This is a genomic window from Variovorax sp. GW821-FHT09B05 (genome assembly GCF_059418265.1).
Window position 1 is genome coordinate 384,172 of sequence record NZ_JBWKPN010000007.1, and the last position, 19,632, is coordinate 403,803.

General features: G+C 70.5%; 19 protein-coding genes. 14 read left to right on the forward strand and 5 right to left on the reverse strand.

Translation table 11 applies throughout. The annotated features are described in order from the left end of the window. Positions 1–147: 147 nt before the first annotated feature. The 14 genes from AC07RM_RS20600 to AC07RM_RS20665 all read left to right on the forward strand — a co-directional run bounded on the left by AC07RM_RS20600 (position 148) and on the right by AC07RM_RS20665 (position 14,692). A complete protein-coding gene (locus AC07RM_RS20600) occupies positions 148–1,518 on the forward strand; it encodes an MmgE/PrpD family protein (protein ID WP_495335698.1) in 1,371 nt (456 codons plus the stop codon). Further along, the gene (locus AC07RM_RS20605; RefSeq protein WP_057593609.1) at positions 1,515–2,015 is read left to right on the forward strand and encodes a MaoC family dehydratase; all 501 of its coding nucleotides are present in this window, start codon (positions 1,515–1,517) and stop codon (positions 2,013–2,015) included. Before AC07RM_RS20600 ends, AC07RM_RS20605 begins: the two co-directional genes overlap by 4 nt. 4 nt (positions 2,016–2,019) lie before the next feature. After that, a complete protein-coding gene (locus AC07RM_RS20610; protein WP_296789359.1) occupies positions 2,020–3,255 on the forward strand; it encodes an acyl-CoA dehydrogenase family protein in 1,236 nt (411 codons plus the stop codon). Beyond that, positions 3,252–3,743, forward strand: coding sequence for a MaoC family dehydratase (locus AC07RM_RS20615; RefSeq protein WP_208508066.1), 492 nt, complete (start codon positions 3,252–3,254; stop codon positions 3,741–3,743). The genes AC07RM_RS20610 and AC07RM_RS20615 overlap by 4 nt, the downstream gene beginning before the upstream one ends. Beyond that, a complete protein-coding gene (locus AC07RM_RS20620; protein WP_093356086.1) occupies positions 3,740–4,984 on the forward strand; it encodes a CaiB/BaiF CoA transferase family protein in 1,245 nt (414 codons plus the stop codon). Before AC07RM_RS20615 ends, AC07RM_RS20620 begins: the two co-directional genes overlap by 4 nt. 27 nt (positions 4,985–5,011) lie before the next feature. After that, positions 5,012–5,923 carry an HpcH/HpaI aldolase/citrate lyase family protein gene (locus AC07RM_RS20625; protein WP_261216515.1) on the forward strand — a complete coding sequence of 304 codons (912 nt, stop codon included), beginning with the start codon at positions 5,012–5,014 and terminating at the stop codon, positions 5,921–5,923. A 70-nt stretch (positions 5,924–5,993) separates the two neighbouring features. Then, entirely contained in the window at positions 5,994–7,019 is a 1,026-nt protein-coding gene (locus tag AC07RM_RS20630) for a Bug family tripartite tricarboxylate transporter substrate binding protein (protein ID WP_495335699.1), read from the forward strand. 146 nt (positions 7,020–7,165) lie between these two features. Continuing rightward, positions 7,166–8,059: a helix-turn-helix domain-containing protein gene (locus tag AC07RM_RS20635; protein WP_177239591.1), complete on the forward strand. Its 894-nt coding sequence runs from the start codon at positions 7,166–7,168 to the stop codon at positions 8,057–8,059. A 146-nt stretch (positions 8,060–8,205) separates the two neighbouring features. Then, positions 8,206–9,810, forward strand: a complete 1,605-nt coding sequence (locus tag AC07RM_RS20640; RefSeq protein WP_495335700.1) for an amidohydrolase family protein — start codon at positions 8,206–8,208, stop codon at positions 9,808–9,810. Continuing rightward, the gene (locus AC07RM_RS20645; RefSeq protein WP_495335701.1) at positions 9,807–10,841 is read left to right on the forward strand and encodes a CobW family GTP-binding protein; all 1,035 of its coding nucleotides are present in this window, start codon (positions 9,807–9,809) and stop codon (positions 10,839–10,841) included. The genes AC07RM_RS20640 and AC07RM_RS20645 overlap by 4 nt, the downstream gene beginning before the upstream one ends. Continuing rightward, the gene (locus tag AC07RM_RS20650; protein ID WP_057593600.1) at positions 10,838–11,641 is read left to right on the forward strand and encodes an ABC transporter permease; all 804 of its coding nucleotides are present in this window, start codon (positions 10,838–10,840) and stop codon (positions 11,639–11,641) included. Before AC07RM_RS20645 ends, AC07RM_RS20650 begins: the two co-directional genes overlap by 4 nt. Beyond that, positions 11,638–12,702: an ABC transporter ATP-binding protein gene (locus AC07RM_RS20655; RefSeq protein ID WP_495335702.1), complete on the forward strand. Its 1,065-nt coding sequence runs from the start codon at positions 11,638–11,640 to the stop codon at positions 12,700–12,702. The genes AC07RM_RS20650 and AC07RM_RS20655 overlap by 4 nt, the downstream gene beginning before the upstream one ends. 37 nt (positions 12,703–12,739) lie before the next feature. Beyond that, positions 12,740–13,774: an extracellular solute-binding protein gene (locus AC07RM_RS20660; protein WP_495335703.1), complete on the forward strand. Its 1,035-nt coding sequence runs from the start codon at positions 12,740–12,742 to the stop codon at positions 13,772–13,774. A gap of 3 nt (positions 13,775–13,777) precedes the next feature. Next, a complete protein-coding gene (locus tag AC07RM_RS20665) occupies positions 13,778–14,692 on the forward strand; it encodes an ABC transporter permease (protein ID WP_413763034.1) in 915 nt (304 codons plus the stop codon). Here AC07RM_RS20665 and AC07RM_RS20670 read toward each other — a convergent pair. Genes AC07RM_RS20670 through AC07RM_RS20690 form a run of 5 tightly spaced genes read right to left on the reverse strand, consistent with a single transcriptional unit; the run spans position 14,595 to position 19,395 of the window. Beyond that, positions 14,595–15,338: a tRNA-uridine aminocarboxypropyltransferase gene (locus AC07RM_RS20670; RefSeq protein WP_495335704.1), complete on the reverse strand. Its 744-nt coding sequence runs from the start codon at positions 15,336–15,338 to the stop codon at positions 14,595–14,597. The two genes, AC07RM_RS20665 and AC07RM_RS20670, sit on opposite strands and share 98 nt — an antisense overlap. A gap of 38 nt (positions 15,339–15,376) precedes the next feature. Then, positions 15,377–16,618, reverse strand: coding sequence for an ROK family transcriptional regulator (locus tag AC07RM_RS20675; protein WP_495335705.1), 1,242 nt, complete (start codon positions 16,616–16,618; stop codon positions 15,377–15,379). Continuing rightward, the gene (locus AC07RM_RS20680) at positions 16,611–17,408 is read right to left on the reverse strand and encodes an ATP-binding cassette domain-containing protein (RefSeq protein WP_398496835.1); all 798 of its coding nucleotides are present in this window, start codon (positions 17,406–17,408) and stop codon (positions 16,611–16,613) included. The genes AC07RM_RS20675 and AC07RM_RS20680 overlap by 8 nt, the downstream gene beginning before the upstream one ends. After that, entirely contained in the window at positions 17,408–18,367 is a 960-nt protein-coding gene (locus tag AC07RM_RS20685; RefSeq protein ID WP_208508560.1) for an ABC transporter permease, read from the reverse strand. The genes AC07RM_RS20680 and AC07RM_RS20685 overlap by 1 nt, the downstream gene beginning before the upstream one ends. A 26-nt stretch (positions 18,368–18,393) precedes the next feature. Then, on the reverse strand, positions 18,394–19,395 hold the full coding sequence (locus AC07RM_RS20690; protein ID WP_495335706.1) for a sugar ABC transporter substrate-binding protein: 1,002 nt from the start codon (positions 19,393–19,395) through the stop codon (positions 18,394–18,396). Positions 19,396–19,632: the final 237 nt, after the last annotated feature.

Here is a 19,632-nt window from a genome sequence, read left to right on the forward strand (position 1 = left end):
GGGCGTGCAGTCTGCCGCTTCGCTCGCGCGCCCTCCATCGCATATGTGATGGTTCTCGCGCGTCTTCAACCATCACATCCATGATGCTTTTCGCCGACGCACGCCCGGATACTTCAGCGAACGAGACAACCAGACGGCAGGAAAAAGATGAGCGAAGCGCACACCGGCGTGACGAAGGACGTGGAGGCCACGCGGCTGCTGGCCGAATGGATCGGCGGCGGCGCACAGCAGGCGATCACGCCGCTGGCGCTCGAATGGGCGCGGCACGTGATGCTCGACTGGCTCGCCGTGACCATCGCCGGCAGCAGCGAACCGCTGGTGCGGATACTCGCGGAAGAATATGGCGGCAGCAGCGGCGAAGCCTCCTCGCTGATCGCGAGCGGCCGCCGTGCGCGGCCGCTGGACGCAGCACTGATCAACGGCGCCGCCGGCCATGCGCTCGACTTCGACGACGTGGCCTCGCGCATGTTCGGCCATCCCAGCGTGCCGGTGGTGCCCGCGGCGCTGGCACTGGCACAGGCGCGCGACGCTTCCGGCCCCGCGCTGCTGCGCGCCGTGGTGGTCGGCCACGAGATCGAGAGCCGCGTCGGCGAGATGGTGGGCCCGAGCCACTACCGCCACGGCTTCCATGCGACCGGCACCGTCGGCACGCTGGGCGCCGCGGCGGCCTGTGCCCACCTGCAAGGGCTCGACCCGTCGCGCACAGCGCATGCACTGGGCCTCGCGGCCACCCAGGCCGCCGGTCTCAAGTCGATGTTCGGCACCATGGCCAAGCCGCTGCACGCGGGCAAGGCCGCGATGAACGGGCTGATGGCCGCGCAGCTCGCGGCGCGCGGCTTCACCGCGAACGAGCAGGCGATCGAGGGCGCTCAGGGTTTCGCGCGCACGCTGGCACCGGAGCTCAACCCCTTCCCCGCCACCATCGACACCGCGTCCGGCTTCGCGATCGAGCGCACGCTGTTCAAGTACCACGCCGCCTGCTACCTCACGCACTCGTCGATCGAGGCCATCCGCGAACTGCGCGCGCGCCACGGCGTCGGCCTCGACGACCTGGAGACGCTGACGCTGACGGTCTCGGGCGAAGGCAACCATCGCGGCGTCTGCGACATCGAGGCTCCGGCGACCGGGCTCGAAGTCAAGTTCTCGATCCGCCACCTGGCCGCGCTGGCGCTGGACGGCGCCGACACCGCGGCACTCGGTCTCTACACCGACGAGACGGCAAGCAATCCGCGCTGGCGCCGGGCGCGCGAGCGCGTGACGCTCGATGTCGCCGACACGCAGCAGCGCGACACCGCGACCGCCACCTTGCGCACGCGCGATGGCCGCGTGCTGAGCGCGCAGGCCAATGTCGCCATTCCCGCCACCGACCTCGATGCGCAATGGCAACGGCTGCATGCCAAGGCGCGCGCGATCGCCGAGCCGGTGATCGGCGCCGCGCGCTTCGAGCAGTTGGTGCACGCGGTCGCGGCACTCCCCACCTCCCCCCACCTCCACTCCCTGATCGAAGCGATTCAATGACGCCCAACGACATCACGGTCCAACGCCTGAAGGCCGAGGCCAGGCCCAGGACACGCGGCAACCGGTACGAGGATTTCGACATCGGCCGCCGCTTCGCGCACCACTGGGGCCGCACGGTCACGGCCGCGGACAACACGCTGTTCTCCACGCTGACGCTGCACTACAACCCGCACTACACCAACGAGGCCTTCGCCCAGGCCCATGGCCACCCGACCACGCCGGTCAATCCGCTGCTGGTGTTCAACACGGTGTTCGGCCTGTCGGTGGAAGACCTGTCCGAGGGCGGCGGTCCCTTCCTCGGCGTGGACGAGCTCAGCTACCTGCGGCCCGTCTATCCGGGCGACACGCTCGAGGCCCGCTCCGAAGTGGTGGCCGCGCGCCTGGCGAGCAACCGCCCGGGCTACGGCATCGTCACCTGGCACACGCGCGGCAGCAACCAACGCGGCGAGGAGGTCATCGCCTTCAAGCGCACGAACCTGGTCAAAACGAGGAACTGAAACGATGTCGGAAGATGGTCTGGGCTACATGACGCAAGAGCGTCGCATGATCCGCGACGCGGCGCGCGAATTCACGATGAAGGAGGTGCTGCCGGTCGCCAACAGGCTCGACGGTCCGGAGGGCGAGATCCCGATGGAACTGCGCCAGAAGATCGCCGACATGGGCTACTTCGGGATCATGATTCCCGAGCAGTACGGCGGCCTCGGCCTCGGCTATTTCGAGTACTGCCTGATCTGCGAGGAGCTGGCACGCGGCTGGATGTCGGTCGCCTCGATCGTCGCGCGCGCCCAGGGCGGCTGGATCAAGGCCGCCATGCCCGAGGAGATGCGCGCCAGGTACCTGCCGCGCGTGGTGCGCGGCGAGTTCCTCAACGCCAGCGCGCTGTCCGAGCCCGATACCGGCTCCGACCTGGCCTCGATCTCCTGCCGCGCGGTGCGCGACGGCGACGAATGGGTGATCACCGGCAACAAGTACTGGTGCACCTTCGCGGACGGCGCCGACTACATCACGCTGTTTGCGCGCACCGCGCCGCCGCCCAACGCCGACAAGCGCTGGCTCGGCATCTCCTGCTTCCTGATCGAGAAGGAGCGCGGCAGCTTTCCGAAGGGCATGACCGGCGCGCCGATCCCCAAGATCGGCTACTTCGGCTGGAAGACCTTCGAGCTCGCGCTCGACGGCCTGCGCGTGCCGGCGGACTGCCTGATCGGCGAGGAAGGCAAGGCCTTCCACCTGATGACCAAGGGCCTGGAAGGCGCGCGCGCCCACACGGCCGCGCGTGCCATCGGGCTGGCCCAGGGGGCGCTCGAGGACGCCATCGCCTACGCGGGCGAACGCAAGCAGTTCGGCATGCCGATCGCCGAGTACCAGGCGATCCGCTTCAAGATCGCCACCATGGCGACCGAGATCGAGGCGGCCCGCCAGCTCATGCACTTCGTCTGCAGCGAGATCGACAGCGGCCGGCGCTGCGACAAGGAAGCCTCGATGGCGAAGTACTTCGCCTCCGAGATGGCCGAGCGCGTGACCTCCGAGGCGATGCAGATCTTCGGCGGCGCGGGCTACACCAGGCTGTTCCCGGTCGAACGCTACTGGCGCGACGCGCGGCTCACGAAGATCTTCGAGGGCACCTCGGAGATCCAGCAGCGCATCATCGCGACCAGCCTGCTGGGCAAGTCGGAGGTCGAGGCCATGATCGCCGGGCGCGCCTTCGCGGCCGTGGCGCAGAAAGGCGGCGCGGCATGAGAAGCGCCGAACTCACCAGCACCGACAACTATTTCGAGGACTTCGAGGTCGGCCTGCTGCTGCGCCACCACCGCGGCAAGACCGTGACCGAGATGGACAACGTGCTGCTCACCAATCTGGTGATGAACACCGCCGAGGGCCATTTCAACGAGGACGCGATGAAGAAGCAGGATGCGCGCGGCATCTTCGCGCAGCGCGTGGTGTTCGGCGGCATCAACCTGTCGATGGTGCTCGGGCTCGCGGCCCAGGACACGGCCGAACAGTGCCTGCAGGAACTGGCGCTCGACCGGATCCGCCTGTCGCACCCGGTGTTCCATGGCGACACCCTCTATGCCTACAGCGAGGTGCTGGAAGCGCGCGCGGCCGACCGCGACGACGCCGGCATCGTGCGCTTCCGGCACTACGGCCTGAACCAGGACGACAAGCTCTGCGTCGAGGCCGAGCGCACCGTGCTGCTCAAGCGCAAGAGCCATTGGGCGCAACAGTGACGCAGGCTGCCCCCGCCGCCACCGGCGCGCTCGACGGCCTGGTCGTGCTCGACCTCACGCGCATGCTGGCCGGCCCCTACGCCACCATGATGCTGGCCGACCAGGGCGCGCGCGTGGTGAAGATCGAGCCGCCCGGTGGCGACCCCACGCGCCGGACCGGCCCGCACCTGCCCGGCGCGCTGACCATCGCCGAAGGCGGCTTCGGCGGCTACTTCGCCTCGATCAACCGCAACAAGCAGTCGCTTGCGCTCGACCTCAAGCAGCCCGCCGGCAAGGCCGCGCTGCTGCGCATGGTGCGCGGCGCCGACGTGCTGGTCGAGAACTACCGCTGCGGCGTGATGGAACGGCTGGGCCTGGGCTACGAGGCGCTGATCGCCGAGAACCCGCGCCTGGTGTATGCCGCGATGCGCGGCTTCGGCGACCCGCGCAGCGGCCGGAGCCCCTACGCCGACTGGCCGGCCTACGACCCGGTCGCGCAGGCGATGGGCGGCATCATGGGCATCACCGGCCCGGTGCCCGCGGGTGCGCCGACCAAGATCGGACCAGGCGTCGGCGACCTGGTGCCCGCGACCTTCCTCGCCTTCGGCATCGCCTCGGCCTGCTGGCGCGCGCAGCGCACCGGGCGTGGCCAGTTCGTCGACGTGTCGATGGTCGATGCGGTGCTGGCGATCTGCGAGCGGCTGGTCTACCAGTACAGCGCCTCGCACGAGTCGCCGGGCCCCGAGGGCAACGGCCACCCGCTGCTGTGTCCCTTCGGACTGTTCCCCGCGAAGGACGGCCACGTGAGTCTCGGCGTGCCCAACGACCGCTTCTGGGTGCCGCTGGTGCAGCGCATGGGCCGGCCCGAGCTCGCGAGCGATCCGCGCTACGCGAGCAACGAGGCGCGCATGGCGCACCGCGCCGAGGTCGAGGCCCTGGTCGGCGAATGGACCGCGCGCCACACCAAGGCCGAGCTGTCGTCGCTGCTCGGCGCCGAGATTCCGTTCGGCCCGGTGTTCGATGCGCAGGACATCTTCGAGGACGCGCATTTCCGCGCGCGCGGGATGCTGGTGGAGACCGAGCAGCCGGGCGCCGCGCGCGCGCTGACCGTGGCCGGCACGCCCGTCCACATGAGCGACACGCCCGGCGGCGTGCACCGGCGCGCGCCGCTCACCGGCGAGCACAGCGACGCGGTGCTCCAGGGCTTCGGCTTCGCGCCGGCCGAGATCGCGGCGCTGCGCGCCGACCACGTCATCCACTGAAACCACTGCCTGAAGGAAACGAGTTCCATGCAAGAACGACCCCAGAGACTGCGCCGCTGCCAGCTGTCCGTGCCCGGCTCGAGCGAGAAGATGATGCAGAAAGCCGCGGGAATGGACGTCGACTTCGTCTTCCTCGATCTCGAGGATGCGGTCGCGCCGTCGGAGAAACGCCCCGCGCGCGCGAAGATCGTGCACGCGCTCAACGGCCTCGACTGGGGCCGCACCACGCGCTGCGTGCGCATCAACGACCTGACGACCGAGTACGCCTACGAGGACATCATCGAGGTGGTCGAGGGCGCGCGCGAGAACCTCGACGTGATCATGCTGCCCAAGGCGATGAGCGCGGCCGACGTGCAGTTCGTCGACAAGCTGCTGTCGATGATGGAGAAGAAGCTGGGCTTGAAGAAACGCATCGGCATCGACGTGCTGATCGAGGAGGTCGAGGCCATGATGCGGGTCGAGGAGATCGCGGCCTCCACGCCGCGGCTCGAGTGCCTGATCTTCGGCATGGGCGACTACTCGGCGAGCCAGGGCATCTCGCTGCGCGACATCGGCGGCGCCAGCGGCTACCCCGGCGACATCTGGCACTACCAGCGCCACAAGCTGACCATTGCCGCGCGTGCGCACCGCATCGATGCCGTCGACGGCCCCTTCGCCGACTTCAGGGACCCCGATGCCTTCCGCGAGGAATGCCGGCGCTCGATGATCCTCGGCATGGTCGGCAAGTGGGCCATCCATCCCTCGCAGGTCGCGCTCGCGCAGGAAGCTTTCTCGCCGCCGGCCGCCGACGTCGCGCGTGCGCGCGACATGATCCAGGCCTACGACCAGGCCCTCGCGCAGGGCCTCGGCGCCGTGCAGTACGACGGAAAGATGATCGACATCGCGTCGGTGCGCATCGTGCGCAACCTGGTCGAGCGGGCCGACCGCATCGGCATGTAGGCGCGCGTGCCCGTGGACGCGCTGCCGCCGGCAGCCGCGTCACCTGAAGCGACCCGAAGGAGACAAACAAATGCAACGAGACAAGATCGAACCGTCCCTGCCCCTGGATTCCGCCCGGCGGCGGCAGCTGCTCGCGGCCGGCCTGGCGCTGGGCGCCGGCGCACTGCCGCGGCTGGCCTTCGCGCAGGACTGGCCCACCAAGCCGGTGCGGCTGGTGGCCGCGCAGGCGCCCGGCTCGTCCAACGACGCCACCGCGCGCGCGGTGGCCGAGTACATGACCTCGAGCCTGGGCCAGGCGGTGGTGGTGGAGAACAAGCCCGGCGGCATCGGAATGATCGCGGCGGACAACGTGGCGCGCTCGCCCGCGGACGGCTACACCCTGCTCATCACGCTGCACAGCCAGCTCGCGCAGGCACCGGTGATGCTCAAGAAGGTGCCGCTCGACACCTCGAAGGACCTGGTGCCGATCGCGGCCTTCAGCACCGGCGTGTCGCCGATGGTGGTGAAGAAGGACCTGCCGGTGAAGAACTTCAAGGAACTGCTCGCGCTCGCGCGCCAGCGGCCGGTGTCGGTGGGCAACTACGGCATCGGCTCGGGCTGGCAGATCATGATGACCCAGCTCGCCAAGCAGACCGGCGCCAGGCTCGACATCGTGAACTACAAGGGCACGGGCCCGATGGTGTTCGACCTGATGGCGGGCAACATCGACATCGGTGCTGGTTCGCTGGCGGGCCTGGGCCCCGGGATCCAGAAAGGCAGCTTCCGGCCGGTGCTGGTCATCTCGGGCGGGCGCTCGGAGAAACTGCTGCCCGGCATTCCGACCTGGGCCGACGAGGGCTTCACCGGAGCCGCATTCGAGAACCTCACCGAGTGCAACATGATCCTGGGCCCCGCGGGCCTTCCGGCCGACGTGGTGCGCCGCGTCGCCGATGCCTGCCGCGAATCGGCGTCCAGGTCGGAGGCCGTCAGGAACGTGCTGGCGCAGCTCGGCGTGGAGGAAGCGCCGCTCACGGGCGCCGAGCTGCAGCGCTTCATCCAGCGCACCTGGCCCACCTACCAGGCGATGACGAGGGAGCTCGGGCTGCAGGCGCAGTAGCCGCGCGCGCTGCGCGGGAAGCGGAAGGGACGCCGCGGGCGGCGGCCGGACCGGGATTACCCCCCGGTGACTGGCCCGGAAAATGCATGAGAATTCGCGCACTTTCGACTGCCTCGGCGCTCGCCGCCTCTTCCCGAACGCACCTCATGCTGCCCCTGCGCGACCTCAACGACATGGAAGACCTGTGGGGCCTGCGCAGCGCCGGTGCGCTGATGAACCTGCCGTCGACCGGGGTGTCGGTGCTGCGCTGGACGCGCAAGACGGCCGGGCCCTTCCAGTTCGACATCGAGACCTCGCAGGACTTCATGATGTTCTCGATGGTGCTGCTGCCGATGGACGCCTGCTCGCGCGTGGACGACACGGTGATCTGGGACGGCCCGATCGAAGGCGGCAGCGTGCGGCTGATCGACTCGCGCACCATCGAGCGCACGGGCTTCGAATCGCCCAGCCCCTTCGACCTGCTGCACATCCATTTCTCGCTCGGCGAGCTGCGCGCGACCGCGCGCCGCTTCGGCATCGACTTCGAGGACTTCGAGCCGCGCGACGGCCCGCTGTACCGCGACGACCGCGTGGGCCGCCTGCTCGGCGCGCAACTCGTGGCGGCGCTCGATGCCGACGGCGCGGCCGGGCGCATGTATGCCGACGGCATCGCGCAGTCGCTGGTGGCGCACCTGCTGCGCAGCTACGGGCGCGTGGTCCATGCCGAGGCGCCGCCGGCGCATGAAGGCCTGCAGGCGGCCTTCGACCACGTGGAGCGCCATCCGCACGAGCCGCTCAGCGTGGCGCGGCTCGCGCGCCTGGCCGAGATGAGCGAATTCCATTTCGCGCGCCGCTTCAAGCAGCGCTACGGGCTCACGCCGCACGCGCACCTGGTGGCGGCGCGGCTGCGGCTGGCCAAGGCCGACCTGGCCTTCTCGGACAAGAACATCCTGCAGATCGCCATGGACTGCGGCTTCTCCGACTCCAGCCATCTCGCGCGGCTGTTCCGCCGCACCGAGGGCATGACGCCGCAGGTCTACCGGCAGGCCCGGCGCCAGTAGCGGGCCGCGCCACTGCGCCCTCCCGCCGGCCCGGCAGCAAGAACATGCTGTCCGCCGCGCAGGATTGACCGAGACGGCCTGCCCCCTCGCTCGAAAGAATCGCCCTCGCCATCCGGCTTCTCCGGGTGATGTTCGAGGAGATTCGAGTGACAGCAGCAACTGCGATGCAGGACAGCATGCCGGGCGTCGAGGCCGGCGACGAGATCGCGGCCGGACTCCGGCTGCGCGGCGGCACCGAGAAGGCGCGCGCCACGCGGCGCGACCGTGGCGAAGGACCGTTCGAGCGCCTGGTGCTGCGTGGCGCCACCGTGATCGACGGCACCGGCGCGCCGCCCTGGGGGCCGGTGGACATCGTGATCGAGCGCGACCGCATCGTCGAGATGCGCAGCGTGGGCGCGCCGCGCCTCGCCATCGATCCGGCCGGGCGCCCGGCCGCGGGCCAACACGAGATCGACTGCCACGGCAAGTTCGTCACGCCGGGCTTCGTCGATGCCCATGCCCACATCGGCTCGCCCTTCGTGAGCCGCGATGCGCCGCCGGCCGACTACGTCTACAAGCTGTGGCTGGCGCATGGCGTGACCACGGTGCGCGAGATGGGCTGCTTCAACGGCCTGGGCTGGACCCTGGACCAGCGCGAGCGCGCAGCCGCCGGCACCATCGCGGCGCCGCGCATCCTCGCGCACGCCTACTTCCCGGCCGTCAACGACATCCTCAAGACCCTGCACACGCCGGCGCAGGCGCGCGACTGGCTGGGCCGGCTCAAGGCGCGCGGCGCCGACGGCGTGAAATTCTTCGGCGCGCCGCCGGCCCTCATGCAGGCCGCGCTGGCCGAGTGCGCGAGCCTGGGCCTGCGCAGCGGCTGCCACCATGCGCAGATGGCCGTGACGCGCATGAACGCGCTGACCACCGCGCAGTGGGGCCTGACCAGCGCCGAGCACTACTACGGCCTGCCCGAGGCGCTGTTCGAGGAGCGCGTGGTGCAGAACTACCCGGCCGACTACGACTACGGCGACGAGTACTTCCGCTTCTCGGTCGCGGGCCAGACCTTCGGCCAGGCCGCGCAGCCCGGCAGCGCCACCTGGCGCAACGCGATGGACCGCTTCCTCGAACTCGGCTTCGCCTTCGTGCCCACCTTCGGCATCTACGACGCCAACCGCGACCTGATGCGCACGCGCCGCGCCGACTGGCACGACGACTACACCTGGCAGGCCTACTGGGACAACTTCCAGCCCCACCGCGGCGGCCACGGCTCGTACTGGTACCGCTGGTCGACGAAGAACGAGATCGAGTGGAAGGAGAACTACCGGCTCTGGATGCGCTTCATCAACGAGTACAAGAACCGCGGCGGCCGCGTCTGCGCGGGCAGCGACTCGGGCTTCATCTTCCAGCTGTTCGGCTTCGGCTTCGTGCGCGAGCTCGAGATGCTGCAGGAGGCCGGCTTCCATCCGCTCGAGGTGATCCGCGCCGCCTCGCTCGAGGGCGCGCACCTGCTGGGCATCGAGGCCGACTGCGGCAGCCTCGAGGTCGGCAAGCGCGCCGACCTGCTGGTGCACGACCAGAACCCGCTCGAGGACTTCAAGCTGCTCTACGGCACCGGCGCGATGCGCCTGAACGACGACAGCCGGCGCGTGGAATGGCAGCGCGGCCTGAGCCGCACCATCGCGGGCGGCATCTGCTACGACACGGCCGAGCTGCTGGCCGACGTGCGCGCGATGGTCGCGGCCAACCGCACCGAGACGGCCACGGCATGAATCCGGCGAGCGACTTCCATCCGGTGCCGATCGAACTGACCGTGCTCACCGGCTTCCTCGGCAGCGGCAAGACCACGCTGCTGTCGAGCTACCTGCGGCTGCCGCAGGCGGCCGACACGGCCGTGATCGTCAACGAGATCGGCGAGGTCGACCTCGACGGCGCGGTGCTCGCCGCCACCGCCGCCAAGGTGCCGATGGCCTTGCTGAGCAACGGCTGCGTGTGCTGCGCGATGGGCGGCGACCTGCCGGGCACCATCGCGGCGCTGATCGAGGAACGCGAGACGCAGGGCCTGCCGCCGCTCGCGCGCATCGTGCTCGAGACCACCGGCCTCGCGCGGCCCGGCCCCGTGCTGCGCAGCCTCGGGCCGCTGGCCGCGCACCTGCGCGCGCAGGTGGTCGCCACCTTCGACTGCGTGCGCGGCGAGTCGCTGCTGGCACTGCCCGAGGCGGCCGCGCAGATCGCGGGCGCGCAGCGCATCGTGCTGACGCGGCAGGACCTCGCGCCCGCGGGCGCCACCGAGGCGGCGCGCGCGCTGCTCGCGCGGGTCAATCCGCTGGCCGAACTGGTGGCCGAGCCGACGGCGGCAGCGCGCGCATTGGCCGCGCTCGCGCCGCCGGCCGCGCGCTCGCCGATGCCCGAACCGGCCGAGTCGGACGACACGCCCGCGCACAGCGACATCCGCACCGCGCTGTGCCGCTTCGCCGCGCCGGTGGCACGCGACGCCCTCGCCGAATGGCTCGACAACCTCGCGGGCCTGTGCGGCGAGCGGCTGCTGCGCGTCAAGGGCGTGGTCGCGGTGCACGGCGAGCGGCTGCCGCTGCTGGTGCAATGCGTGGGCACGCTGTTCGCCCCGCTGCTGCCGTTTGCCGCCACGGCGAACGGATCCTTCCTGGTCGTGATCGTGCGCGGCATGCGGCTCGACGAGCTGCGCGAACTGCAGCCGCCGCTGCCAATCGCCGTGCACGCGGCGACGCGGCCGAATGCGATCGGCCGGCCGCTGTCGGCCGTGCTCGAGGAAAGCTGCGCATGAGGCCCACCACCGTCGCGCGCCGGCTGCTGGTGGGCGCCACCTATGCCGCGATGCTGCTGCCGCTGGTCACCGTGGCCTGGCTCAGCGTGTTCGCGCAGCCGATCATGAGCTTCCCGCCCGAGGGCTATTCGCTGCACTGGTACGCCAATGCCTGGAGCAAGCCGCAGTTCGCGAGCAGCTTCGTGCTGTCGTTGCAGCTGGCGGCGATCTCGGCGCTGCTCGGCGTGGGCACCGGCACGGCGGCGGCCTATGCGATCGAGCGCGGCCGGTTCCGCGGCCGGCGCGCACTGTCGGCGCTGCTGCTGTCGCCGCTGGCCTTTCCGGGCGTGGTGCTGGGCACCGGCATCTACGTGTTCTTCGTGCGCGTGGACAACGCCATCGACCTGCAGATCGTCGCCACGCTGCCGGGCCTGATCGCCGCGCATGCGCTGCTGGCCATTCCGTGGACCGTGCGCCTGGTCTCGGCCAGCCTGCAGGGCCTGGGCCGCGCGCCCGAGGAGGCCGCGGCCAACCTGGGCGCGCGCCCGCTCACGGTGTTCCTGCGCGTCACGCTGCCCTCGATGCGCGCCGGCATCGTGGCCGCGGCGGTGTTCAGCTTCATCGCCAGCTTCGAGAACCTCGAGATGACGATGATGCTCACGGGCCCCGGGTACGCCACCCTGCCGGTGGAAATGCTGAGCTACCTCAACTTCAACATGGACCCGACGCTGGCCGCGGTCGGCACGGTGCAGACCGTGCTGATCGCCGTGCTGCTGCTGGTCGCCGATCGTTTCGTCAGTCTGTCCCGGGTGACCTCTTGAGCCATCTCCATCTCGACAACCTCCAGTGCACCTACGACCGCACGGTCGCGGTGCGCCATCTCGACCTGCGCGTGGCCCAGGGCGAACTGCTCGCGCTGCTCGGCCCCTCGGGCTGCGGCAAGAGCACCACGCTGCGCATGGTGGCCGGCTTCGTGCCGCCGAGCGCGGGCCGCATCCTGTTCGGCGAACGCGACGTGACGCATGCGCCGCCGCATGCGCGCGACACCGGCATGGTGTTCCAGGGCTATGCGCTGTTCATGCACATGAGCGTGGCCGAGAACGTGGCCTTCGGGCTGCAGATGCGCAAGGTGCCGCGCGCCGAGCAGGCCGCGCGCGTGAAGGAAGCGCTGCGGCTGGTGCAGCTCGAGCACCTGGCCGAGCGCCGGCCCGCCGCGCTCTCGGGCGGCCAGCAGCAACGCGTGGCGCTGGCGCGCGCGCTGGTGGTGCGGCCCGCGGTGTTCCTGCTCGACGAGCCGATGTCGAACCTCGACGCGCGGCTGCGCACCGAGGTGCGGCTCGAGATCCGCGCGCTGCAGCAGCGCCTGGGCCTCACCACGCTGCTGGTGACGCACGACCAGGAAGAGGCGCTGACCACCGCCGACCGGCTCGCCGTGATGGACCATGGCCGGGTACGGCAGGTCGGCACGCCGCAGCAGGTGTACGAGCAGCCGGTCGACCAGTTCGTCGCCAACTTCATCGGGCGCTGCAACCTGGTGCCGGGACGGCTCGAGGCGCCCGGTGCTTTCCGCGCGGGCGCGCAGCTGCTGCCCTGCGCCACCGCGGCGACGCCGCCGCGCGCGACCGGCGAACTCGCGCTGATGGTGCGACCCGACCGCATCCGCATCGCCGAAGCCGGCGCGCCCGGCCTGCCGGCGCGCGTGAAGCTCGGCACCTACCTGGGCGGCACGACCGAATGGCACTTCGAGACCGAGGTCGGCCCGGTCTCGGTCGCGCAGCCCAGCGTGCCGGCACGGGGCGCTCCCGCGATCGGCGAGCGCGTGAGCCTGCAGTGGTCGGCGGAGCACGCGCTGCCCCTGCCCGCGGATGCCACGGCTTCCTGAGCTTCCCTTTCCCTTTCTCTCCACTCCGATCATGTCCATGCATTCCACACGCCGTTCCCTGCTGCTGGCCGCAGCCTCGTTGCCGCTGGCCACGGCCCGCCCCGCCCTGGCCGCCATCGGCGGCCGCGTCGTCGTCGCCACCTGGGGCGGCGACTACGGCGACCTGCTCGGCAAGCATGTCGAGCAGCCGCTGCTCAAGCCGCTGGGCATCGAGGCGGTGCAGAGCGTGGACGACGGTCCGCCGCGCAAGGCCAAGCTGCTGGCCGAGCGCAACGGCCGCCGCGGCAGCCTCGACGTGGTGTCGATGGTCGACTTCGAGGCCAGTGGCCTCGCGCAGCTGGGCCTGTTCGAGACGCTGACCGAGGCCAACGTGCCGAACGCGAGGAACGCCATCGCCGCGCTGCGCCAGCCGCAGGCGCTGCCGCACATCTACTCGGGCCTGGTGATCGCCTACAACCCCGCGAAGATCAAGGCGGCGCCGAAGTCGCTCGCCGACCTCTGGGACCCGAAGTACAAGGGCCGCGTCGGCTTCGCCGACATCCTGTTCCCCTACAACATCGCCGCGGCCTCGCTCGCGGCCGGCGGCACGCTGGGCGACCTCGCGCCCGGCATGGCCAAGCTCGGCGAGATGAAGACACTGGCGCCCAAGATCTTCGCCACCAACGAGGCGGTGGCGCAGGCGCTCAAGGCCGAGGACATCTGGATCACCCTGGCCTGGCGCGCCCGCGTCCACCAGTGGCGGCGCGCCGGCGTGAGCGTGGCGGCGGCCGTGCCGGCCGAGGGCATCGTGCCGACCACCTTCACCGCCTCGGTGCCGAGGAACAGCCAGCAGAAGGACAACGCCTTCGCCTACCTGAACGCCATGCTCGATGCCGGCGCGCAATCGGCCTTCGCCGAGCGCATGGGCTACGTGCCCACCGTCACCAATGCCAGGCTGCCGCCCGAGCTGGCCGCGCAGATCGCCTTCACGCCCGAGGAGCAGTCGCGCTTCAAGGTGCCCGATTTCGGCTACTTCGCGCAGGCGATGCCGACGCTGCAGCAGTACTGGTCGCGCGACTTCAAGGCAGCCTGAGCGATGCGCCTTTTGACCCTGCCCGCCATCGCGATCGTGCTGGCGCTGATGGTGGCGCCGATGGCGATGCTGCTGCGCTACTCGCTCAACCTCTACACGCCGACCGAGCTGATGGTCGAGGCCTTCACGGCGCGCAACTACGTGCAGCTGTTCGCCGACCCGTACTTTCGCGAGGTGCTGGGGGTGACGCTGAAGGTGGCCGCGCTGACCACGGGCATCGCCCTGCTGCTCGGCCTGCCCGCGGGCTACACGCTGGCGCGCATGCCGCGGCGCTGGAAGATGTGGCTCACGCTGGCCACCATCCTGCCGCTGATGGTGGGCAACGTGGTGCGCTCGGCCGGCTGGATGGCGCTGCTGGGCAACAGCGGGCTGTTCAATGCGCTGGCGCAATGGAGCGGGCTGGCGCGCGAGCCGCTGCAGCTGATGTTCCACCAGCCCGCGGTGGTGGGCGTGATGGTCACGATCGTGCTGCCGCTGATGGTGATGACGCTGGCCAGCGTGATCGAGGGCATTCCGCGCAACGTCGAGGAGGCCGCGGCCAACCTCGGCGCGCGGCCCTTCACCGCCTTTCGCCGCGTGGTGCTGCCGCAGGCCATGCCGGGGGTGATCGCGGGCATGTCGCTGGTGTTCATCCTCTGCATGAATGCCTATGCCACGCCGGTACTGATCGGCGGGCCGCGCTTTCGCATGATGACGCCCGAGATCTACCAGCAGTTCGTGGGGCTCAACAACTGGCCCTTCGGCGCGGCGCTGGCCTTCATGCTGCTGGCGGTGACGCTGGTCGCGGTGCTCGGGATCGGGATGGCGCTGCAGGCCGGCCTCAGGCCCGCAAGGCCGACAGCGCCCGCAGGCGCCGATGCGCCTCGCCCTGCGCATCGATCGGCGACTGGTTCTTCGCCTGCAGGTAGTGGTGGGTGAAGACCGCGAGGTAGGCGTCGAGGATCTGCGCGGCCAGCGCGTCGCCGGCCAGTTCCATGCACAGGCTCGCGACCTCGCTGGTGCAGAGGTGATCGTCGCGGCCCGACTGGCGCAGCCGGTACTGCGTGCTGCGCGCGAGCACCGGGCTCAGCACCGGCAACTGCGCGAGGTAGGTGCTGCGCCGGAACATCTTGCGCCCCTCGGCCCAGGTGCCGTCGAGCAGCACGAACAGCGGGCGCTTCGCGGGGTGGCCTTGCGAGGCCTCGGGCGGCGCGACGGTCTCCACCACCCGCCCGGGCGCGGCGTACTGCCCCGGAAACACCACGTACGGCTGCCATTGCGGATCGGCCAGCAGGGCCAGCAGCGCGGGATCGGCCTCGGTGCGCGACCAGCCGAAGGCGAAGGTGTCCTCGACCACGTCGGCGATCAGCCAGCCGGTGTTGCTGGGCTTGAGCGCCTCGATGTCGCCCATGATCAGGCAGACGCCCGCGCGCGTCGCCATCGAGGGCCGCAGCGCGCACAGGCAATGGCTGGGCGCGAGCCGGCAGCCGGCGCAGCGTTCGCGCTTGAAGCCGCCACGGGCCAGGAAGGGTTTGACGCTGCGCGCGAGGCGTTCGGCGCGCAGCAGGGAGACGGCGTGGGGCATGCGCCGATTCTCGGGCATGCCCGCCTGCCGGCCGGCCTTCAACCGGCCTTGAGGAACACGTCATGGTCGGGGGCGAAGTTGGCGTGCAGCGGCAGCATCGCGCCGCCCAGCGCGCAGGCCTGCGCGCCGACGCGGCCGCCATGCAGTTGCGGGCGCCACAGGCCCTCCCAGTTGCAGCCGTCGAGCGCGGCGCGCGTGGCCTCGAGCAGCGCCTGCTGCAGCGGGCGCGACATCGAGCCGTCCATCACCACGTCGGCCAGGTCGAGCATCGCGGTGCCGCTCGCGATCGCATGGGCCAGCGCCTCGGCGGCCGAGGCAAGCCAGGCCGCGGTGGCGTCGGCGAACGGCGGCTGCAGCGCGCGCTCGTCGTAGGCCGCGTCGGGGTCGACGCCCTCGCGCTGCAGCCGCTGCTCGAGCTCCCACAGCGAGGCCTCGGCGATCAGCTGCGGCGGCGCCGCGTCGGCATCGCCATCACGCTGGGCGCCGCGCACGCGCTGCATCGGCAGCGATGCGAGCGCGCCGGCATTGCCGTGCGCGCCGCCGTGCAGGTGCGAGTTGAGCACCAGGCCGCCGCCGACGAAGGTGTCGACGAACACGTAGAGAAAGCTTTTCAGGTCGTGGCCGCGCCCGCTCACCAGCTCGGCCACGCAGGCCGCGACCGTGTCGCGCGCGAAGATCACCGGCAGGTCGGTGCGCTGGCGCACCTCGGCGCCCAGGTCCATGCCGTTCCACAGGTCGGACTGCGCCTTCGACAGCCCGAGCGTGCGGTGCCAGCCGCCGAGCAGGAAAGGCGCGGCGAGCCCCACGCCGACGGTGCGCGCGGCCAGCGGCCCGAGGCCGTCGCGCAGCCGGTGGGTGTGCTGCGCGATCGCGGGCAGCAGCGCTTCCGCGTCGGGAAAGTCGTAGGCCATCGCATGGCGCTCGCGCACCTGGGCCGTGAAGTCGATCAGCAGCCATTCGGCGCCGCGCCGGCCGACCTTGACGCCGATCGCGAAGGCGCCGTCGGGGTTGAGCGCGAGCGGCACCGAGGGCTGGCCGATGCGGCCGCGCACGCGGCTCTGCTTGACGATCAGGCCGTCCTCCTCGAGCCGCGCGGTGATCAGCCCGATGGTCTGCGCGCTCAGGCCGGTGAGGCGCGCGAGGTCGGCCTTGGGCAGGCTGCCGTGCACGCGCAGCGCCTGCAGCACGGTGCGCTCGTTGAACTGGCGCATGCCGACCTGGTTCGAGCCGCGCGGACGCAGCAGGTCGGGCATGCGCGCGACTGGCGCGGCATCAGGCATGCGCCTCCGCGGGCAAGGCGCTCGGCAGCATGGCGCCGGTCATCACGGCCACGGTGTCGCTCATGCTGATCTTCTTCGGATCGAGCACGGCCGCGCGCTTGCCCAGGCGCGCGACGTGGATGCGGTCGGCGACCTCGAACACGTGCGGCATGTTGTGGCTGATCAGCACCACGGGCAGGCCGCGGTCGCGCACGCGGCGGATCAGCTCGAGCACCATGTTGCCCTCCTTCACGCCGAGCGCGGCGGTGGGCTCGTCCATGATGACCACGTGGCGCGCGAAGGCCGCGCTGCGCGCCACCGCCACGCACTGGCGCTGGCCGCCCGAGAGGGTCTCGACCGCCTGCGTCATCGACTGGATGCCGACCTTGAGGTCCGCCATGCGGGCCGCGCTCTCCAGCAGCATCTTCTTCTTGTCGAGCATGCGCAGCACGTTGCCGAGGAAGCCGGGGCGGCGCAGCTCGCGGCCGAGGAACAGGTTCTCGTAGATGGTCATCGCGGGCGCGACGGCCAGGTCCTGGTAGACGGTCTCGATGCCGGCCCGCCGCGCATCGAGCGGATTGCGGAACTGCACCGGCTGGCCATCGAGCAGGATCTGGCCCTCGTCGGGCACGATCGCGCCCGACAGCGCCTTGATCAGCGAGGACTTGCCCGCGCCGTTGTCGCCGATCACCGCGAGGATCTCGCCCTCGCGCAGCTCGAAGTCGACGCCGTCGAGCGCGGTGACCTGGCCGTAGCGCTTCACCAGCCCCCGGGCCTGCATCACCACCTTCGGGTTCGTCACGGCGTTCATCAGCGGGCCCCCTTGCGCGAGAGCTGGTCGGCCGCCACCGCGAGGATCACGAGCACGCCCGTCACCAGCACCTGGTAGATCGACGACACGCCCATCAGCGTGAGCCCGTTGCGGAACACGCCCACGATCAGCACGCCGATCAGCGAGCCGAGCACGATGCCGCGCCCGCCGAACAGGCTGGTGCCGCCCAGCACCACGGCCGTGATGGCGTCGAGGTTCTCGGTCTGGCCCGCGTTCGGATCGCCCACGCCGGTGCGCGCCACCGACAGCAGCGAGGCGATGCCGTAGAGCACGCCCGCGGCCACGTACACGCCCAGCAGCACGCGCTGCGTCGGGATGCCGACCAGCCGCGTGGCCTCGGCGTTGTTGCCCACCGCGTAGATGTGGCGGCCGGCGCCGGTCTCGCGCAACACGAACCAGGCGAGGCCGTAGAGCGCCACCATCAGCACCGAGCCCCACGCCACCTCGGCGCTGCCGATGGTGAAGGTGGTGCCCAGGCCCGTGAGGCCGGCCGGCAGGTCGGTGATGGTCTGCGATGACGAATACAGCTGCGTGATCGCGAACGCGATGTTCAGCGTGCCCAGCGTCACGATGAAGGGCGGCAGCTTGATGCGCGTGACCAGCAGGCCGTTGAGCAGGCCGAACAGCGTGGTCACGCCGATGCCGCAGAGGATGGCCACCGGCACCGGCAGGCCGAGCTCGGTGGCGAACTTGGTCATGATGATGCCGCCCAGCGCCATCACCATGCCGCAGGACAGGTCGATGCCGGCCGTGAGGATGATCAGCGTCTGGCCGATCGCGATCACGCCGACCACCATCACCTGCTGCAGGATCAGCGAGAGGTTGCCGCCGGTGAGAAAGCGGTCGGACTGGGTCGCGAAGAAGATGCAGGCACCCAGCAGGGCCAGCCACGGCCCGAGGGCGCCCCACGGGATGTGGTGCGTTGCGGATTTCGCCATCGATGTGCCTCCCTGGGGCTGTCTGCTTACTTCTTGCCCCAGCACAGCTCGGCGCCGGTCTTGGTGTCCTTGCTCTCGACGCCGGCCACGCTCTTGCCCGCGATCAGGGTCACGCCGGTGTCGACGTAGCCCGAGGCCTTCTTGCCGGTCTTGGCGAATTCGACGCCTGCCGCCACGCCCATCGCGGCCATCTTCAGCGGGTACTGCTGCGAGGTCGCGGCAATGATGCCGGCGTTGGTGTCCTTGATGCCCTGGCAGCCGCCGTCGACCGAGACGATCAGCACGCCCTTCTCCTTGCCCGCGCGCTTGAGCGCGTTGTAGGCACCGGCCGCGGCGGGCTCGTTGATGGTGTAGACCAGGTTCACGTCGGGCGCCTTCTGCAGGCAGTTCTCCATCACGGTCTGGGCCTTGGCCTGGTCGCCGAAGCTGTCGGCCATGCAGACGATCTCGGGCGCCTTCGAGAGCTCGTTCGACTTGGCGTCGTTCGCGGCCAGCCCGAAGCCCTTCATGAAGCCGTTGTGGCGCTGCGCGCCCACCGGGTGGCCCGGCAGCAGGTCGAGCGCGACGATCTTCGGCGTCTTGCCGGCCATCGCGGCCTTGGCGTATTCGCCGATCAGCACGCCGGCCGTGTAGTTGTTGGTGGCGAACAGCGCGTCGGTGGCCTCGGGCGGATCGGCCGGGCTGTCGAGCGCGATCACCATGATCCCCTTGTCGCGCGCCTTCTTGATCGCCGGCACGATGGCCTTGGCGTCGCTCGGCGTGATCAGGATGGTCTTGGCGCCGGCCGCGATCATGTTCTCCATCGCCGTGATCTGGCCCGCGTTGTCGCCGTCGGCCTTGCCCGCGCCCGACAGCAGCTTGGCGCCGAGCTTCTTCGCCTCTTCCTGCGCGCCCTCCTTCATCTTCACGAAGAAGGGGTTGGTCTCGGTCTTGGTGACCAGGCCGATCACGGGTTCGCCGGCGGCGAAGGCGGCGGATGCGGCGACGGACGCGGCCGCCAGGGCCAGGATGCAGCGGATGCGGGGCATGGGTTGTCTCTCCTTGGGCGGGCGGCTGGATCGGACCGCCCTGTTGGTTCTCGGAATCCGGCCGGGTCGCCACGCGGAGGGCGTCGCCGGGCCGGGCGCCAGCGGACTATCGGCGAAGGAAAGGACTAAATCAAGATGATTTAGTTATCGAAAACCCGCACAGGAAACGTCAAGGATTCGGCGCGCAGCCCAGGATTTGGACGCCTGTCAAACGAAACAGTTACTTGCATTTACTCG

Bases quoted from the DNA above. Each gene is read 5' to 3' on its own strand.
- AC07RM_RS20600 (WP_495335698.1), top strand. From the start codon at position 148: ATGAGCGAAGCGCACACCGGCGTGACGAAGGACGTGGAGGCCACGCGG.
- AC07RM_RS20605 (WP_057593609.1), top strand. From the start codon at position 1,515: ATGACGCCCAACGACATCACGGTCCAACGCCTGAAGGCCGAGGCCAGG.
- AC07RM_RS20610 (WP_296789359.1), top strand. From the start codon at position 2,020: ATGTCGGAAGATGGTCTGGGCTACATGACGCAAGAGCGTCGCATGATC.
- AC07RM_RS20615 (WP_208508066.1), top strand. From the start codon at position 3,252: ATGAGAAGCGCCGAACTCACCAGCACCGACAACTATTTCGAGGACTTC.
- AC07RM_RS20625 (WP_261216515.1), top strand. From the start codon at position 5,012: ATGCAAGAACGACCCCAGAGACTGCGCCGCTGCCAGCTGTCCGTGCCC.
- AC07RM_RS20630 (WP_495335699.1), top strand. From the start codon at position 5,994: ATGCAACGAGACAAGATCGAACCGTCCCTGCCCCTGGATTCCGCCCGG.
- AC07RM_RS20635 (WP_177239591.1), top strand. From the start codon at position 7,166: ATGCTGCCCCTGCGCGACCTCAACGACATGGAAGACCTGTGGGGCCTG.
- AC07RM_RS20645 (WP_495335701.1), top strand. From the start codon at position 9,807: ATGAATCCGGCGAGCGACTTCCATCCGGTGCCGATCGAACTGACCGTG.
- AC07RM_RS20650 (WP_057593600.1), top strand. From the start codon at position 10,838: ATGAGGCCCACCACCGTCGCGCGCCGGCTGCTGGTGGGCGCCACCTAT.
- AC07RM_RS20660 (WP_495335703.1), top strand. From the start codon at position 12,740: ATGCATTCCACACGCCGTTCCCTGCTGCTGGCCGCAGCCTCGTTGCCG.
- AC07RM_RS20665 (WP_413763034.1), top strand. From the start codon at position 13,778: ATGCGCCTTTTGACCCTGCCCGCCATCGCGATCGTGCTGGCGCTGATG.
- AC07RM_RS20670 (WP_495335704.1), bottom strand. From the start codon at position 15,338: ATGCCCCACGCCGTCTCCCTGCTGCGCGCCGAACGCCTCGCGCGCAGC.
- AC07RM_RS20675 (WP_495335705.1), bottom strand. From the start codon at position 16,618: ATGCCTGATGCCGCGCCAGTCGCGCGCATGCCCGACCTGCTGCGTCCG.
- AC07RM_RS20680 (WP_398496835.1), bottom strand. From the start codon at position 17,408: ATGAACGCCGTGACGAACCCGAAGGTGGTGATGCAGGCCCGGGGGCTG.
- AC07RM_RS20685 (WP_208508560.1), bottom strand. From the start codon at position 18,367: ATGGCGAAATCCGCAACGCACCACATCCCGTGGGGCGCCCTCGGGCCG.
- AC07RM_RS20690 (WP_495335706.1), bottom strand. From the start codon at position 19,395: ATGCCCCGCATCCGCTGCATCCTGGCCCTGGCGGCCGCGTCCGTCGCC.